This is a genomic window from Pseudomonas sp. R3-57 (genome assembly GCF_051132065.1).
GTDB lineage: Bacteria > Pseudomonadota > Gammaproteobacteria > Pseudomonadales > Pseudomonadaceae > Aquipseudomonas.
Genome location: NZ_CP071655.1, coordinates 1,976,859 through 1,990,654 on the forward strand (window position 1 = coordinate 1,976,859; position 13,796 = coordinate 1,990,654).

Here is a 13,796-nt window from a genome sequence, read left to right on the forward strand (position 1 = left end):
GTCTTCTCTCGAAAATGGGTGAGGCATCAATGGCGATGTTCGCGGGTTACCCCGGCATCGTATTGCGCGACAATCTGTTTCCAGCCAGCGGCGGCGAGGGCGGCGTCGGACAATTCGCTGGGTGTTTGCAGCGCGGCGCCACGGTTGAGCCAGATGTCGGGCGCCGCCTGGTCATCGCTGCTCAGACGCATCAGGAACGAACCGGCGACGCTGGTCGACTGGCTATGACCGAAGTAGGCGGTGTCGCCGAGCAGTTGCCAGGCATGCCCGCCACGGCTGATCGAACTGGCATCGCGGGCAAACGGCGCGAACCCTTCGTCCGCAAGAGTTTGCGGCGTTGGCAGCGCTTGCTGTTCTTCACGCAGCAGACGGATTTCATCGAGGGTTACGCGCAGATCGGCATAAATGCCTTGTTCGGATGCGGTGAGGTCGCGGCGGGCGTCGAGCTGATTGCTGGCCACCGGCTCCGGCTCATGGGACACGCCGCGCCAGGCCACCACGGAACCGGCAATTGCCAGAATCAACAGGCACAGCAGCAAGACATTCAGGGTTTCGTGGCCGGCGCCGGCCGGGCGCACGATTTGCGTGGTTGGCGTACTCATGGGGCCTGGATATCCGCTTGGTCGATTTCGACCACATGGCCGGGGCCGGCGTCGAACAGTACGTAGAATTCGGCACCGGGCTTTTTGAAGGTCAGGGTCGAATCGGCGCCGAGCTTGCCCGGCACCAGGATCGTTTCGTCATAGCCGATCACATCGAGGGTTACCCCCGGGGCGCCGCTGCCGTCGGAAAAGCCGCCGGTGCATTTGATCTGTTCGGCATCGATGGCTTTGCATTCGCACATCGGGTTATGCGCCAGCGCACTGCTGCTGAAAGCGGCGCTCAGCACCAGCAACGCGGCGCTCACGCTCAGGCGCGAAGCATGTTGAAAGCGAGTCATGGTCGGGCTCCTTGTTTGTTCAGCCAGTCGAGAGTGGCGGGCGAGGCCTGGCTCAGGGGTATAGAGGCCTGATGCATGCTGCCGTCCCAGCCTTCCATGGTGATCCACAGTTCGGCATCGGCTTTGGTTTTTTCCGGCACGGGCAATTGCGCGCCCATGCGATAAGGCGTGCCAAAGAACAGTGCGCCGGCTGCGCGCAGGCTGCGCGGTTTACCGATCCGCAGGTAGGTGGCCTTGACCTGGTCGATGCAGGCATCGCAGAGCGCGGCGTTGAAACCTTTCATGTAGCCCGCCGGACCTTCCAGGCGTGGCGCTTCGTTGCGCAGTTCGGCCAGACGCAGGCTCCAGGGGCCGACGGCGATTTCACCGACTTCGCGCTCACCCAGACCGATATCGCCGCGAAACAGCGCGGCATCGGCGAAGTATTTGGGCATGAAGCCCAGCGGAATCAGCAACAGCAGAACGTTGATGTGGAAGCGCCACTTATGCCAGAACCGGCTCAGGCGCGAGGGTTGCGGTGCCGCAATGGACTTGCTCACGGGTTGACCTCCGCAGGTTCACGATTAATGGCCGGTTGCGCCGTCACACGGGTTTTCTTCGATTCACGCTTGAGCGCATTGGCGGTGGCCAGTGCGGTGCGTTTGGTCCAGATCAACAGGCCGCTGAGCACCATCATGCTCAGCACCAGACCGAAGAAGAACCAGATCAGCTTGATCCACAGCCCGCCAAAGTCTCCGGTGTGCAGGGGACGCATGGATTCGGTAACGAACTCCAGCGCAGTGCGATCGGACAACAGCCGCGAAGCGGCGAGATCACCGTTGAACGGGTTGAGCGTGGCGGACTGGAACATCAGCGGATACCAGCCACGGCCACCGAGGTTCATATGGCTATAGGCATTGCCCGGCAGGCTGACGAAGCTGACTTCCAGGCCGGGGATTTTCTGCTGTGCGACTTCAATCGCGCGGTCGAGGCTGATGCGCGGCGGCGGTGTGCCGTCGGCGGAGATCGGCACCGCTTCACGGGCCATCGCCGGAATCACCGGCTCGCTGGAAATGGAAATGTGATTGTCGAACAGCAGCGCTTCGATCAGGAACCAGATGCCGGTGATCGAGATCACCGCGATGAACCAGATCGACCAGATGCCGCTGAGGCGGTGGAAGTCGCCCCAGAAGATCCGCGCACCGTGGCGAAAACGCAGGGTCGGGCGGAAGAAGCCTTTCCAGAAACGTTTATAGACCACCAGCCCGGTGATCAACGACGCCAGCAACGGCAAACCGAGGAACGACACCAGATACCAGCCCCAACTGAAGCCGTTGGTGAACGGCACCAGCCACCAGCCATGCAGCGCACGGGTGAAGGCTTTGAAGTTGAAGTCCGGCGCGCCGCCCTGAATCACCCCGGTATAAGGATTGACGTAAACGGTCTGCGAACGCCCGTCGGGGTAGCTGACGTTGACGTCGAGGGCAAAATGCGACTCGTCGGGCCGGCTGATGCGCTGCACCACGGTTTGCGGTTCGGCTTGCTTGATCGCGGCGAGGATCTGGTCGTAGCTGAGTCGCGGGGCATCGTCCGCCGGCTGGCTGGCGCGCATCTGCGGGTTGGCCAGCCAGACGATCTCCTGGCTGACCACCGCCAGCGTGCCGGTGACACAGACGATCAGCACAAAGAACCAGATGGGCAAAGCGAGCCAGCTATGCACCAGGAACCACAGTTTGGAACGGGATTTCTTCGACATGGTTGCGCGTCTTGTTTTCGGTGAAAGGGGCAGGACTACGGGCTTCGCAGCGCTGTTTCCCTGGAAGGTCCGGCCGTGGCTTTTGCCTACGCGGCCGGCCCGCATCTATATAAGACGGATGAGCGCGGCAAATCCCGATAAACGATATGAAAGTAAATGTTTCGCGTTTCCACCAGGCGCAACCGCCTCTGTAGGAGTGAGCCTGCTCGCGATAGCGGTGTATCTGTCGAAGTTGCTCTGTCTGACAAACCGCTATCGCGAGCAGGCTCACTCCTACAGGGGATTCGGTGTGCCGGGATCGAACACGCTTCATGAATGACGCCATCACCCTCTGCCAATTGATGGCCCGTGCATGCTCCCTATGATGGGCATCACCGGATTCCTTGATGAGCGCCCCGTGATGACCGCCAGAACCCTCTACGCCAAACACATCGATTCGCACACGGTGTGCCGTCTCGACGATCAGGGCCATGTGCTGTTGTATATCGATCGCCAGGTGATCAACGAATACACCAGCCCGCAGGCCTTCAGCGGTTTGCGTGCGGCCGGGCGCAAGGTGTGGCGGCCGGGCACGGCGCTGGCGGTGGTTGATCACGTCAACCCGACCGCGCCGGTGCGGATTGCCGCCATGCCCGACGCGGGTGGCGCCCGGCAAGTGTCGTATCTGGCAGAAAACTGCCGGGACTTCGGCATCGAATTGCTCGACATCCTCGACAAGCGCCAGGGCATCGAACATGTGATCGCCCCGGAGCAGGGCTTCATTCTGCCGGGCATGGTGATTGCCGCTGGCGACAGCCACACCACGACCTACGGCGCCCTCGGTGCGTTCGGTTTTGGCATTGGCACTTCCGAGATCGAGCACCTGCTGGCATCACAGACCCTGATCTACAAACGCCTGAAAACCCTGCGCGTGACCATCGACGGCGCGCTGGCACCGGGCCTGACCTCGAAAGACGTGATCATGGCCCTGATCGGCCGGATCGGCGCTTCCGGGGCCAGCGGCTACGCGATCGAATTTTGCGGTGCGACCATCGATGCCTTGAGCGTCGAAGCACGCATGACCATTTGCAACATGGCGGTCGAGGCCGGCGCGCGGGGAGCGTTCATGGCGCCGGATGAAAAGGTGTTCGCCTATCTAAAGGGCAAGCCGCGTGCACCTGTGGGCGCGTTGTGGGAGCAGGGCGTGGAGAAGTGGCGCGAACTACGCAGTGATCCGGGCGCGGTGTTTGACCGCGAGATCCACCTCGATGCCAGCGTCCTTGAGCCGATGGTCACCTGGGGCACCAGCCCCGATCAGGCTGCCGCTATTGGCGCGCGTGTACCGGACCCGCAAGCGATCAGCGATCCGATCCTGCGTCAGGACATGCACCGCGCCCTCGATTACATGGGCCTCGAAGCGGGCATGGCGCTCAGCGAGATCGCCATCAGTCACGCCTTTATCGGCTCGTGCACCAATGCGCGCATCGAAGATTTGCGTGACGCCGCCCGCATCGTCGATGGCCGACAAGTGGCCGGGCACGTGCGGGCGATGATCGTGCCCGGTTCCAGCGAAGTCCGCGCCCAGGCTGAGGCGGAAGGGCTGGCGCAGATCTTCATCGACGCCGGTTTCGAATGGCGTCAGTCCGGTTGCTCGATGTGCCTGGCGATGAACGACGATGTGCTCGCGCCCGGCGACCGCTGCGCCTCCAGCACCAACCGCAATTTCGAAGGCCGTCAGGGCGCCGGCGCGCGCACCCACCTGATGAGCCCGGCGATGGTCGCCGCCGCGGCGATCAGCGGCCGACTCACCGATGTCCGCGATTTTGGAGAATGCCCATGAGCCTGCAACCCTTCACTCACGTCAGCGGTCAGGCCGCGCCGTTACTGGCGGCCAACATCGACACCGACGTGATCATGCCCAAGCAGTTCCTCAAGGGCATCGATCGTCACGGACTGGATCGCGGATTGTTCTTCGATCTGCGCTTTCTGCGCGATGGCCGTCCCGACCCCGATTTCGTGCTGAATCAACCAGCGTGGCAGGAGGCGAAGTTTCTCGTGGTCGGGCCGAATTTCGGCTGCGGCTCCAGCCGTGAACATGCCGTGTGGGGTTTGCAGCAACTGGGTATCCGCGCGCTGATCGGCAGCAGTTTCGCCGGGATCTTCTACGACAATTGCCAGCGTAACGGCGTGTTGTTGATCACCCTGGAAGAGCCGCAGGTGCAGCGGATTGGCCGGCTCGTCGGTCAGCCGGAAACGGCGCGGATCAGCATTGACCTTGAGGCGCAGCAGATCCGCCTGGCGGATGCCTCGGTGCTGGATTTTCAGATCGACACCTTGCGCAAAAGCGCGTTGCTGCTGGGGCTGGATGCGATCGGCAGCACCTTGCAGCGGCGCGAGCAGATCGAGGCGTTCGAACGCGAACATCTGGCCAACAACCCATGGCTCACCTGACCCACCACTAATCCCCCTTGTAGGAGTGAGCCTGCTCGCGATAGCGGTTGATCAGTCAGAGTTGCTGTGTCTGACACACCGCTATCGCGAGCAGGCTCACTCCAGGGATGGTGGTGATTGCAGTTACAGCGACAAGCTTTTGAAATGCTCCTGCAAGAACTCCACACACGCGCGCAATTTCCCCGAATGCGCCAGGCGCGTCGGGTATACCGCCCAGACGTTGGCGCTCTGGCTGTAAGCGTCCAGCACCTGCATCAGACGCCCTTGCTCCAGCAGCGGTTTCACGTCCCACAGTGAACGCAGCAGAATCCCGCGGCCGTCCAGCGCCCATTGCAGGACGATCTCACCATTGTTCGAGGACAACGGCCCGCTGACCCGCACGTCTTCCAGGCCGTTGTCACCCTGCAGATTCCAGATGCCGAAAGCGTTGTCGCGCTCCTTGATCACCAGACAATCATGCGCTTGCAGGTCTTCGAGGGTCTGCGGTGTTCCGCGGCGTTGCAGGTAAGCGGGGGCGGCGCACAGCACGCGGCGGTTACTGACCAGACTGCGACCGATGTGCTGGCCGGGAAGGTCATCGCCCACGCGAATCTCCAGATCGAAGCCTTCGTCGATGATGTCGACCACCCGGTCAAACAGGTCGAGACGAATCTCCAGTTGCGGATAACGTTCTGCCAATAGCGACACCGCTGGCGCCACGTGATTGCGGCCGAAGCCGAAGCTGCTGCAGAGGTGCAAACGCCCACGCGGGCTGGTGTGGGCGTCGGACAATTCGTCGTGCAATTGCTGAAAATCATCGAGAATGCGCAGCGCCCAACGTTGCACGCGCTCGCCATCTTCAGTCAGCGAAACCCGCCGACTGGTGCGGTGCAGCAGACGCGTGCCGAGGGTGCTTTCGAGAATCTGGATGCGTTTGCTGACATAGGCCGGCGACAGCCCCAATTCATCCGCCGCAGCAGCGAAACCGTTCTTGCGAATCACCGTGAGCAGCACACGCAGGTCTTCAGGCAGGGGCAAGGCGTCTTTATTCCGGGACATGGCAAAACGAGCACTGGCGGGACGAGTCGCCAGCATAGCACCGCGCTGTGCAGGCGCGGCTCAGCGCAGAAACGCCAGCGCTTCGGCCAGCAATAACTCCGGGACTTCTTCGGCAATGTAATGGCCAGCGGGCAAGGCCTTGCCGCTGACATCGGCGGCTACCTGTTGCCATTCCTTGAGCGGATCGAAACAGCGCCCGACGGTGCCTTCGGCGCCCCACAGCACGCGCAACGGCAAATTCAGCCGATGCCCGTCGGCGATGTCGGCGCGATCATGCTCCAGATCGATGCTGGCGCTGGCGCGGTAATCCTCGCAGAGGCCGCGCGCACTGCCCGGTTGTCGCAGGCAGCGCAGATATTCGCCAAACGCCTCATCGGTGAACGGCTTGAAGCCGGCGCTGCGACTGCCCATGACACTGCGCAGGTAGCCTTCGGGATCGGCTTCGATCAGGGTTTCCGGCAGCGGCGCCGGGCGGATCAGGAAGAACCAGTGCCAATACGAGCGGGCGAAGGCTTCGTTGGTTTGCGCGTACATCGACAGGGTCGGCGCGATGTCCAGCAGCATCATGCGTTGCACGGCTGCGGCGTGGTCCAGCGCCAGACGATGAGCGACCCGCGCACCGCGGTCGTGAGCCAGGACTGAGAACTGCGCAAAACCCAGCGACTGCATCAGCTCGACATTGTCGCGGGCCATTTCCCGTTTTGAATAATTGCGATGCAGGTCATCCGCGAGCGGACGGCTGCTGTCGCCGTAACCGCGCAGGTCGGCGGCGACCACGGTGAAATGCTCGGCCAGGGATTCGGCGATCTTGTGCCAGATCACATGGGTCTGCGGGTGGCCGTGCAGCAGCAACAATCCCGGGCCGCTGCCACCGATGCGATAGGCAATGTCGACGCCGTTGACATGACGCTGGTCTTTGCGGAATCCGGCAAACATCGGGCTGATCCTTCTTTCAGGGTTCTTGTTGGATGTATCCTGAAATCGTCCGGAGTGTGTGGCAAGGGCTAAAGCGTGGTGGGCAGATCCATGAACTGTGTTCAGGGTGTTTTGAGCTGCCTTTGCCGGCGCTATCGCGAGCAGGCTCACTCCTACATTTGGAATGCATTCCAACTGTAGGAGTGAGCCTGCTCGCGATAGCGCCGGTGCAGACACCGAAACGCTCAACTCTGCTGAAACATCTCCATCGCCCGCTGCCTGATCTGCTCTTCAGTCAAATCCTCCTTGCGCGTAGCCAGAAACCACAAATGTCCATAGGGATCCTTCAACGTCCCGCTGCGATCGCCATAAAACTGATCCTGGACCTCGGATACCGTCGTCGCCCCGGCATCCAGTGCCTGTTGAAACGATCGATCAACATCGGTCACATACAGATGCAAACCGACCGAAACCGCTTGCTCCGGATTGCTCAACGGCCCCTGATCGCAGGGCGAGCCGAGCATGATTGCGCTGTCGCCAATGCGCAGCTCGGCGTGACCGATGGAGCCGTCGGGCATGGCCAGGCGCATGACCTCGGTGGCGCCGAAGGCTTTTTTATAAAAGTCGATGGCCTCGGCCGCTTTGTGGATGCCGAGATAGGGGGTAATGCTGTGATACCCCTCGGGAATGGGTTTGACGCTCATGACGTTCTCCCTGATTTTGTTCTACGAAATGGGGTCCACCGGATGGGTGGCAAAACCACTATAGAACGCTCGGCGCAGTGCAGAGGTTGGCCCGACGAGCCGTCAATCGTTGGGAAAATGCGGCCCCGGACCCTGTTCACCGAGCACATCGCCGTGATTGCGCAGCGGGCAGGCCTCCATCGACAAACACCCGCAACCGATGCAACCGTCGAGGCGGTCGCGCAGTAACAGCAATTGTTCTATGCGCTCATCCAGCTCCCGCCGCCAGCGCTCCGAGAGGATTTGCCAGTCGGCGGCGGTCGGCGCGCGATCGTCCGGAAGCATTTGCAATGCGTCGCCAATCTGCGCCAGCGGGATGCCCAGGCGCTGCGCCACTTTGATCAGCGCCACCCGGCGCAGCACCTCACGCCCATAGCGGCGCTGATTGCCCGCGTTGCGCTGGCTCTTGATCAAGCCTTTGGTTTCATAAAAATGCAGGGCCGTGACCGCGACGCCGCTGCGCGCCGCCACTTCACCGACGGTCAACGGTTTACGCACCTGTTCTTTACAGATCATTGGAAACAGCTCTTGACCTTGACTTAACTGGAGGTTTTACCCTGCTGGCCTTCGAGTCGCAAGATTCGCCTGACGATAAGTGGGGACACCATGCAAGCATCCGTGCAAAACCGCAGCTTTACGCAATTGATCGAATTTGAAATCGAACCGCTCCAGCAGCCAGCCCTGGTGGCGGAACTGGCGCTACAAACCGAGCACCTGGCCCAGCGTTATGCAGGATTTGTCAGCGCGAGTGTGCAAGCCAGCGACGATGGCCGCCGCGTGCTGGGGTTTCTGCAATGGCAGACCCGCGAGGCGGGGGAGGCGGCGTTTCGCAGTTTCGAGACCGGTGAGCAGGATTTCTGGCAACTGATTCGTCGGCATCGGGCGAAAACCATCACCTTCAATTCGTTCCAGGTGCTCAGCAGCATCGCGCGCAGCCACGATGACGCGCTGCATTGCCGGTTGCTCGGTTAGGCCGATTCATCACTGGCCGTGGCGAATTACTGATAGCCACTATTGAGAGCGTTGATTTCTGCGCGAGCGTGCCGCGGCGTAGCCTTTCTACATCGACCAACACTGCTCGCCAGGACGCCCCCATGAATCGTTTACTGACTGTTTCGCTGCTGCTCGCTGTTTCCGTACTTGCCGGATGTGCCGGCCACGTTGCGCCGGAATTGCGCCCTTATACTGCGGAAGAATCCCGTGAACTGGCGCTCGAAGCGCTGAACCGCAGTGGCCTGTCCTTCGACGAATATCACGCGAAAAAAGCCGCACTGCTGGGCCAGCCACAGAAATCCTACGGCTTCGATCAGCAAGGCGAGATGAGCGCCGAGCGTGCCGTACAGCTGCACGGTCGTCCAAGCTGAAACGCAACTGTACTGCTGCAAGTTTTGCGTAACTGTCCGTGGGCCGGGCGTGCGCAGTGGGATAGGGTCTACCTCTGAATGACCCTGACGGACTGCCCGCTATGACCCTCTCGCTTGATCTGCTGTTGGGCTTTGCCCTGTTTGCCCTTGTCACCTCGATAACGCCGGGGCCGAACAACACCATGTTGTTGGCATCAGGGGTGAATTTCGGCTTCAACCGCACCATTCCACACATGCTCGGCATCACCTGCGGCTTCTTCGTATTGGTCGTGGCGGTGGGCTTTGGTCTGGGCGCGGTGTTTCAGAACTATCCGATTCTCTACACGATACTGCGCTACGTCGGCGCGGCGTATCTGTTGTACCTGGCGTGGAAAATCGCCCACTCGGGGCCGGTCGGCGACAATGTCGAAGGCGAGGCCAGGCCGATCAGCTATCTCGGTGCCGCGGCGTTTCAATGGGTAAACCCGAAAGCCTGGATCATGGCCATCGGCGCGATCAGCACCTATACGCCGATGCAGGGTTATTTCACCAACGTCGTGGTGATCGCTGCGGTGTTTGCCATCATCAACTTGCCCAGCGTCGGTGTCTGGGCGGCCTGCGGGACTTTATTGCGCAATGTACTGAAGGAGCCGCGCTGGTTGCGGGTGTTCAACTGGGGCATGGCTGCGCTGCTGGTGATTTCCCTGTACCCGTTACTTCTCGAAAGCTTTCGCTGACGCATTGCTTCAACCGCAGGCCGGATGCCTGTTAAGCTCGGCTTCAGGAGCGTTCCTACGCACTTTTAAATGAAGTTGTCCTTCTTTAACGGCATCCGATCAGGTATTGATGACGCTCTCGAACCGACGCGCAGCTCACAAGGCTGCGCGGTGCCGTTTGCAGACACGAGCCTCCTGATCCCGGAACACGCTCTGCGAGTCTTTTATGAACACACGTCCGTTGTATTTCGATTACGCCGCCACTACCCCGGTGGACGAGCGGGTCATCCAGGTGATGATCGAGTGTCTGGGGTTTCACGGCAATTTCGGTAACCCGGCTTCCAGCTCCCATGCCTTCGGCCAGCAGGCCCGGCACACGGTCGAGCAGGCGCGCCAGCAAGTCGCCGGACTGGTCGGCGCCAATGCCGGGCAGATCGTCTGGACCTCCGGCGCCACCGAATCCAACAACCTTGCCCTCAAGGGCGTGGCGCAGGCGCGCGGTGTACCCGGCGGCCACATCATCACCAGCCAGATCGAACACAAAGCCATCCTCGATACCGCCCGCCAGTTGCAGGATAGCGGCGTCGCCGTGACCTATCTGGTGCCCGACGCCAACGGTTTGATCACGGCGCAAGCGGTCAGCGAAGCCCTGCGCGACGACACCTTTCTGGTTTCGCTGATGCTGGTCAACAACGAACTCGGTACCGTCAATGATGTGCAAGCGATTGGCGAAGTCGTCCGGGCTCGCGGGGCGTTGTTTCACGTTGATGCCGCGCAGGGTGCCGGTAAAGTCGCCATCGATCTGGGGCAGTGGCCTGTGGACCTGATGTCGTTTTCCGCGCACAAGCTCTATGGCCCCAAAGGCGTCGGCGCGTTGTACGTCGGCCCGCGTGCGCAGCAGCGTTTGCAGGCGCAGATTCACGGCGGCGGTCACGAAGGTGGATTGCGTTCCGGGACGTTGGCGACCCACCAGATTGCCGGCATGGGCGCCGCGTTTGCCTTGGCCGCCGAAGCCTTCGACGCGGAGAAAGCAACCATTGTCGCGCTGCGCCAACGCTTGCTCGAACAACTGCTGAGCCTGCCGGGCGTGCGCCTGAACGGCTGTGCCAGCCAGCGTATTCCGCACACCTTGAGCCTGACCTTCAGCGAAGGTGAGTTCAACAGTGCGGCGTTGAGCCAGTCGATCGCTTTTTCCGCGACGTCGGCGTGCAATTCGGCAAGTAACGCGCCGTCTCACGTGCTGCTGGCGCTGGGGCATGACGCGCATCTGGCCGGCCGCACCATCCGCCTGAGCCTTGGCCGTTTCACCACCGCCGAGGATGTCGACAAGGCCGTTGAACTGATCAAGAGCGCCTGCGCCAGTGCCCCGGCATTCTGGGCGACAGGGCTTTAAACGAGCCGGATAAACGGCTACGAACAATAACGATGAAATGATTAGCAGGAGACATGATGAGTACCCAGACCTTGACCGAAGGATCGGTGCCCCAGCGCCTGGCGCACACCCGCGAACTGATGCGCCGCGAAGGCATCCATGCGTTGCTGGTGCCGTCCGCCGACCCGCATCTGTCGGAATATCTGCCGGGCTACTGGCAGGGCCGGCAATGGTTGTCGGGTTTCCATGGTTCGGTCGGCACGCTGATCGTCACCGCCGATTTCGCCGGGGTCTGGGCCGACAGCCGTTACTGGGAGCAGGCGACCAAGGAACTCAAGGGCAGCGGCATCGAGCTGGTCAAGTTGCAACCGGGGCAGCCGAGCCCGCTGGACTGGCTGGCCGAGCAGACACCGGAGGGTGGCGTGGTCGCGGTTGACGGTGCGGTAATGGCCGTGGCATCGGCGCGTACCTTGAGCAGCAAGCTCGAAGCACGTGGAGCTCGTCTGCGCACTGACCTCGACTTGCTGCAGCAAGTCTGGAGCGACCGTCCGAGCCTGCCGAATGCGCCGATCTATCCGCATCTGCCACCGCAGGCGACGGTCAGCCGTGGCGAAAAACTCGCCAGACTGCGCGAAACCTTGCAGGAGCGCGGTGCCGACTGGCATTTCATCGCCACCCTCGACGACATCGCCTGGCTGTTCAACCTGCGCGGCGGCGACGTGTCGTTCAACCCAGTGTTTGTTTCGTTTGCCTTGATCAGTCAACAGCAAGCGACGCTGTTCGTCGCGCTGAGCAAAGTCGACGCGAATTTGCGCGCAGTGCTGGAGCAGGACGGCGTGACGCTGCGCGACTACAGCGATATTGCGCACGCTTTGCGTGACGTGCCGAAGGGCGCGAGCCTGCTGGTCGATCCGGCGCGAGTCACCACTGGCCTGTTGGACAACCTCGACAGCGAAGTGAAACTGGTCGAAGGCTTGAACCCGACCACGCTCGCCAAATCGCAAAAAAGCGAAGCGGATGCGCAACATATTCGCCGGGCGATGGAGCAGGACGGTGCGGCGCTGTGCGAGTTTTTCGCCTGGTTGGAGTCGGCCTGGGGGCGCGAACGCATTACCGAATTGACCATTGATGAGAAGCTCACTTCAGCTCGTGAGCGTCGTCCGGATTACGTCTCGCTGAGTTTCAACACCATTGCCGCGTTCAATGCCAACGGCGCCATGCCGCATTACCACGCCACCGAAGAAGAGCATGCGGTCATAGAAGGTGACGGCTTGCTGTTGATCGACTCCGGCGGGCAATACCTGGGTGGTACTACCGACATCACGCGGATGGTGCCCGTCGGTACGCCGACCGATGAGCAGAAACGCGACTGTACGCGGGTGTTGAAAGGCGTGATTGCGCTGTCGCGGGCACGCTTCCCCAAAGGCATTCTTTCGCCATTGCTGGACGCCATCGCCCGTGCGCCGATCTGGGCGGACAACGTCGATTACGGTCACGGCACCGGACATGGCGTTGGCTATTTCCTTAACGTCCACGAAGGTCCGCAAGTCATTGCCTACCAGGCCGCACCTGCGCCGCAAACCGCCATGCAACCGGGGATGATCACGTCCATCGAGCCGGGCACTTATCGTCCGGGTCGGTGGGGCGTGCGCATTGAAAACCTGGCGATGAACCGCGAGGCGGGCAATAGCGAGTTCGGGGAGTTTCTCGAGTTCGAAACCCTGACGCTGTGCCCGATCGACACGCGTTGCCTGTTGCCGACACTGCTGACGGAAGAGGAGAAGCAGTGGTTCAACGCTTATCACACCGAGGTGCGTGAACGTTTAAGCCCGCTGCTGCAAGGGGCTGCGCTGGAATGGCTGAACACGCGGACCGCGGCCATTTAAGCGATTGACACCCGGGCGCTGTAGCCAGCGCCCGGGTCTGGCTTTGTTCTAGAGCTCGCGCAACGCCGCTTCGACGAACTCCAATCGGTCCTGTCCGAAATACAGTTGGTTACCGACGAACATGCTCGGGGCGCCAAAAACACCGCGTTCAATGGCTGTTTCGGTATTCTCTTTGAGTACGGCCTTGACTGACTCGTCATTGACCAACGCCATCACCACCTGCGGCTCGAAACCGTGTTCACTTAACACGGCGGCCACGGTTTCAGGCTCATTCAAGTTGCGTCCTTCGATCCAAAGCGCTTTGAACAGACAATCGATAAAAGCCTGAAAGCGTTCGGGATGATGAAGCTGAATGCCAGTTACTGCGCGCATCAGCATCAGCGTATTGATCGGAAAGTGCGGATTGATTTTCAGCGGCACCGCGTAGCGTTTCGCATAGCGGTTCAGATCCTCGAACATATAACGACCTTTCGCTGGAATCATTGCCGGTGATGCATTGCCCGTCGCCTTGAAAACTCCGCCTAGCAGCATCGGAATGTAGCGCAGCTGACTGCCGGTTTCGGCGCAGAGCTTCGGTAGCTGGGTGTAAGCCAGATAGGTGGCAGGGCTGCCGAGGTCGAAATAGAACTCCACGGTTTTCGTCATTATCGCGTCTCTCTGCTTGTTGTTATGGCGAGG

The 13,796-nt window shown here is 61.2% G+C and carries 16 protein-coding genes; 7 read left to right on the forward strand and 9 right to left on the reverse strand.

Annotation, left to right across the window (positions count from 1 at the left end):
- Positions 1 to 26: 26 nt before the first annotated feature.
- The 4 genes from J3P93_RS09025 to J3P93_RS09040 are packed head-to-tail and all read right to left on the reverse strand — an operon-like array spanning position 27 to position 2,675.
- Positions 27 to 602, reverse strand: coding sequence for a DUF6162 family protein (locus tag J3P93_RS09025; RefSeq protein ID WP_434596695.1), 576 nt, complete (start codon positions 600 to 602; stop codon positions 27 to 29).
- Complete coding sequence (locus J3P93_RS09030; RefSeq protein ID WP_434596697.1) at positions 599 to 940, reverse strand: hypothetical protein; 342 nt, start codon at positions 938 to 940, stop codon at positions 599 to 601. The genes J3P93_RS09025 and J3P93_RS09030 overlap by 4 nt, the downstream gene beginning before the upstream one ends.
- Complete coding sequence (locus tag J3P93_RS09035; RefSeq protein WP_093099819.1) at positions 937 to 1,479, reverse strand: thiamine pyrophosphate-binding protein; 543 nt, start codon at positions 1,477 to 1,479, stop codon at positions 937 to 939. Before J3P93_RS09035 ends, J3P93_RS09030 begins: the two co-directional genes overlap by 4 nt.
- Entirely contained in the window at positions 1,476 to 2,675 is a 1,200-nt protein-coding gene (locus tag J3P93_RS09040; RefSeq protein WP_090284814.1) for a PepSY-associated TM helix domain-containing protein, read from the reverse strand. The genes J3P93_RS09035 and J3P93_RS09040 overlap by 4 nt, the downstream gene beginning before the upstream one ends.
- A gap of 400 nt (positions 2,676 to 3,075) precedes the next feature.
- Here J3P93_RS09040 and leuC point away from each other — a divergent pair, with 400 nt between their 5' ends.
- Both leuC and leuD read left to right on the forward strand, forming a co-directional pair.
- Positions 3,076 to 4,494: a 3-isopropylmalate dehydratase large subunit gene (leuC, locus tag J3P93_RS09045; protein WP_434596699.1), complete on the forward strand. Its 1,419-nt coding sequence runs from the start codon at positions 3,076 to 3,078 to the stop codon at positions 4,492 to 4,494.
- Positions 4,491 to 5,105 carry a 3-isopropylmalate dehydratase small subunit gene (gene leuD / locus J3P93_RS09050; protein ID WP_434596701.1) on the forward strand — a complete coding sequence of 205 codons (615 nt, stop codon included), beginning with the start codon at positions 4,491 to 4,493 and terminating at the stop codon, positions 5,103 to 5,105. The genes leuC and leuD overlap by 4 nt, the downstream gene beginning before the upstream one ends.
- Positions 5,106 to 5,228: 123 nt before the next feature.
- Here leuD and J3P93_RS09055 read toward each other — a convergent pair whose 3' ends face one another.
- The 4 genes from J3P93_RS09055 to soxR all read right to left on the reverse strand — a co-directional run bounded on the left by J3P93_RS09055 (position 5,229) and on the right by soxR (position 8,317).
- Positions 5,229 to 6,179 (reverse strand): LysR substrate-binding domain-containing protein, encoded by a 951-nt coding sequence (locus tag J3P93_RS09055; protein WP_434596703.1) that lies wholly within the window; start codon positions 6,177 to 6,179, stop codon positions 5,229 to 5,231.
- A 24-nt stretch (positions 6,180 to 6,203) separates the two neighbouring features.
- On the reverse strand, positions 6,204 to 7,079 hold the full coding sequence (locus J3P93_RS09060; RefSeq protein ID WP_434596705.1) for an alpha/beta fold hydrolase: 876 nt from the start codon (positions 7,077 to 7,079) through the stop codon (positions 6,204 to 6,206).
- Positions 7,080 to 7,303: 224 nt separating this feature from the next.
- Complete coding sequence (locus J3P93_RS09065) at positions 7,304 to 7,762, reverse strand: VOC family protein (protein WP_434596706.1); 459 nt, start codon at positions 7,760 to 7,762, stop codon at positions 7,304 to 7,306.
- 102 nt (positions 7,763 to 7,864) lie between these two features.
- Positions 7,865 to 8,317 carry a redox-sensitive transcriptional activator SoxR gene (gene soxR, locus J3P93_RS09070; protein WP_434596708.1) on the reverse strand — a complete coding sequence of 151 codons (453 nt, stop codon included), beginning with the start codon at positions 8,315 to 8,317 and terminating at the stop codon, positions 7,865 to 7,867.
- A gap of 90 nt (positions 8,318 to 8,407) precedes the next feature.
- Here soxR and J3P93_RS09075 point away from each other — a divergent pair, with 90 nt between their 5' ends.
- The 5 genes from J3P93_RS09075 to J3P93_RS09095 all read left to right on the forward strand — a co-directional run bounded on the left by J3P93_RS09075 (position 8,408) and on the right by J3P93_RS09095 (position 13,118).
- A complete protein-coding gene (locus tag J3P93_RS09075; RefSeq protein WP_434596710.1) occupies positions 8,408 to 8,773 on the forward strand; it encodes an antibiotic biosynthesis monooxygenase in 366 nt (121 codons plus the stop codon).
- A gap of 122 nt (positions 8,774 to 8,895) precedes the next feature.
- Positions 8,896 to 9,165, forward strand: coding sequence for a hypothetical protein (locus tag J3P93_RS09080; RefSeq protein ID WP_090284800.1), 270 nt, complete (start codon positions 8,896 to 8,898; stop codon positions 9,163 to 9,165).
- A gap of 101 nt (positions 9,166 to 9,266) precedes the next feature.
- Positions 9,267 to 9,881, forward strand: a complete 615-nt coding sequence (locus tag J3P93_RS09085; RefSeq protein ID WP_434596712.1) for a LysE family translocator — start codon at positions 9,267 to 9,269, stop codon at positions 9,879 to 9,881.
- A 205-nt stretch (positions 9,882 to 10,086) separates the two neighbouring features.
- Positions 10,087 to 11,253 carry an aminotransferase class V-fold PLP-dependent enzyme gene (locus J3P93_RS09090; protein ID WP_434596715.1) on the forward strand — a complete coding sequence of 389 codons (1,167 nt, stop codon included), beginning with the start codon at positions 10,087 to 10,089 and terminating at the stop codon, positions 11,251 to 11,253.
- Positions 11,254 to 11,309: 56 nt separating this feature from the next.
- On the forward strand, positions 11,310 to 13,118 hold the full coding sequence (locus tag J3P93_RS09095) for an aminopeptidase P family protein (protein WP_434596717.1): 1,809 nt from the start codon (positions 11,310 to 11,312) through the stop codon (positions 13,116 to 13,118).
- Positions 13,119 to 13,166: 48 nt separating this feature from the next.
- On the opposite strand, the gene J3P93_RS09100 is transcribed toward J3P93_RS09095, so the two are convergent.
- Entirely contained in the window at positions 13,167 to 13,763 is a 597-nt protein-coding gene (locus J3P93_RS09100; RefSeq protein ID WP_434596719.1) for a 2-hydroxychromene-2-carboxylate isomerase, read from the reverse strand.
- Between the last annotated feature and the right edge of the window lie 33 nt (positions 13,764 to 13,796).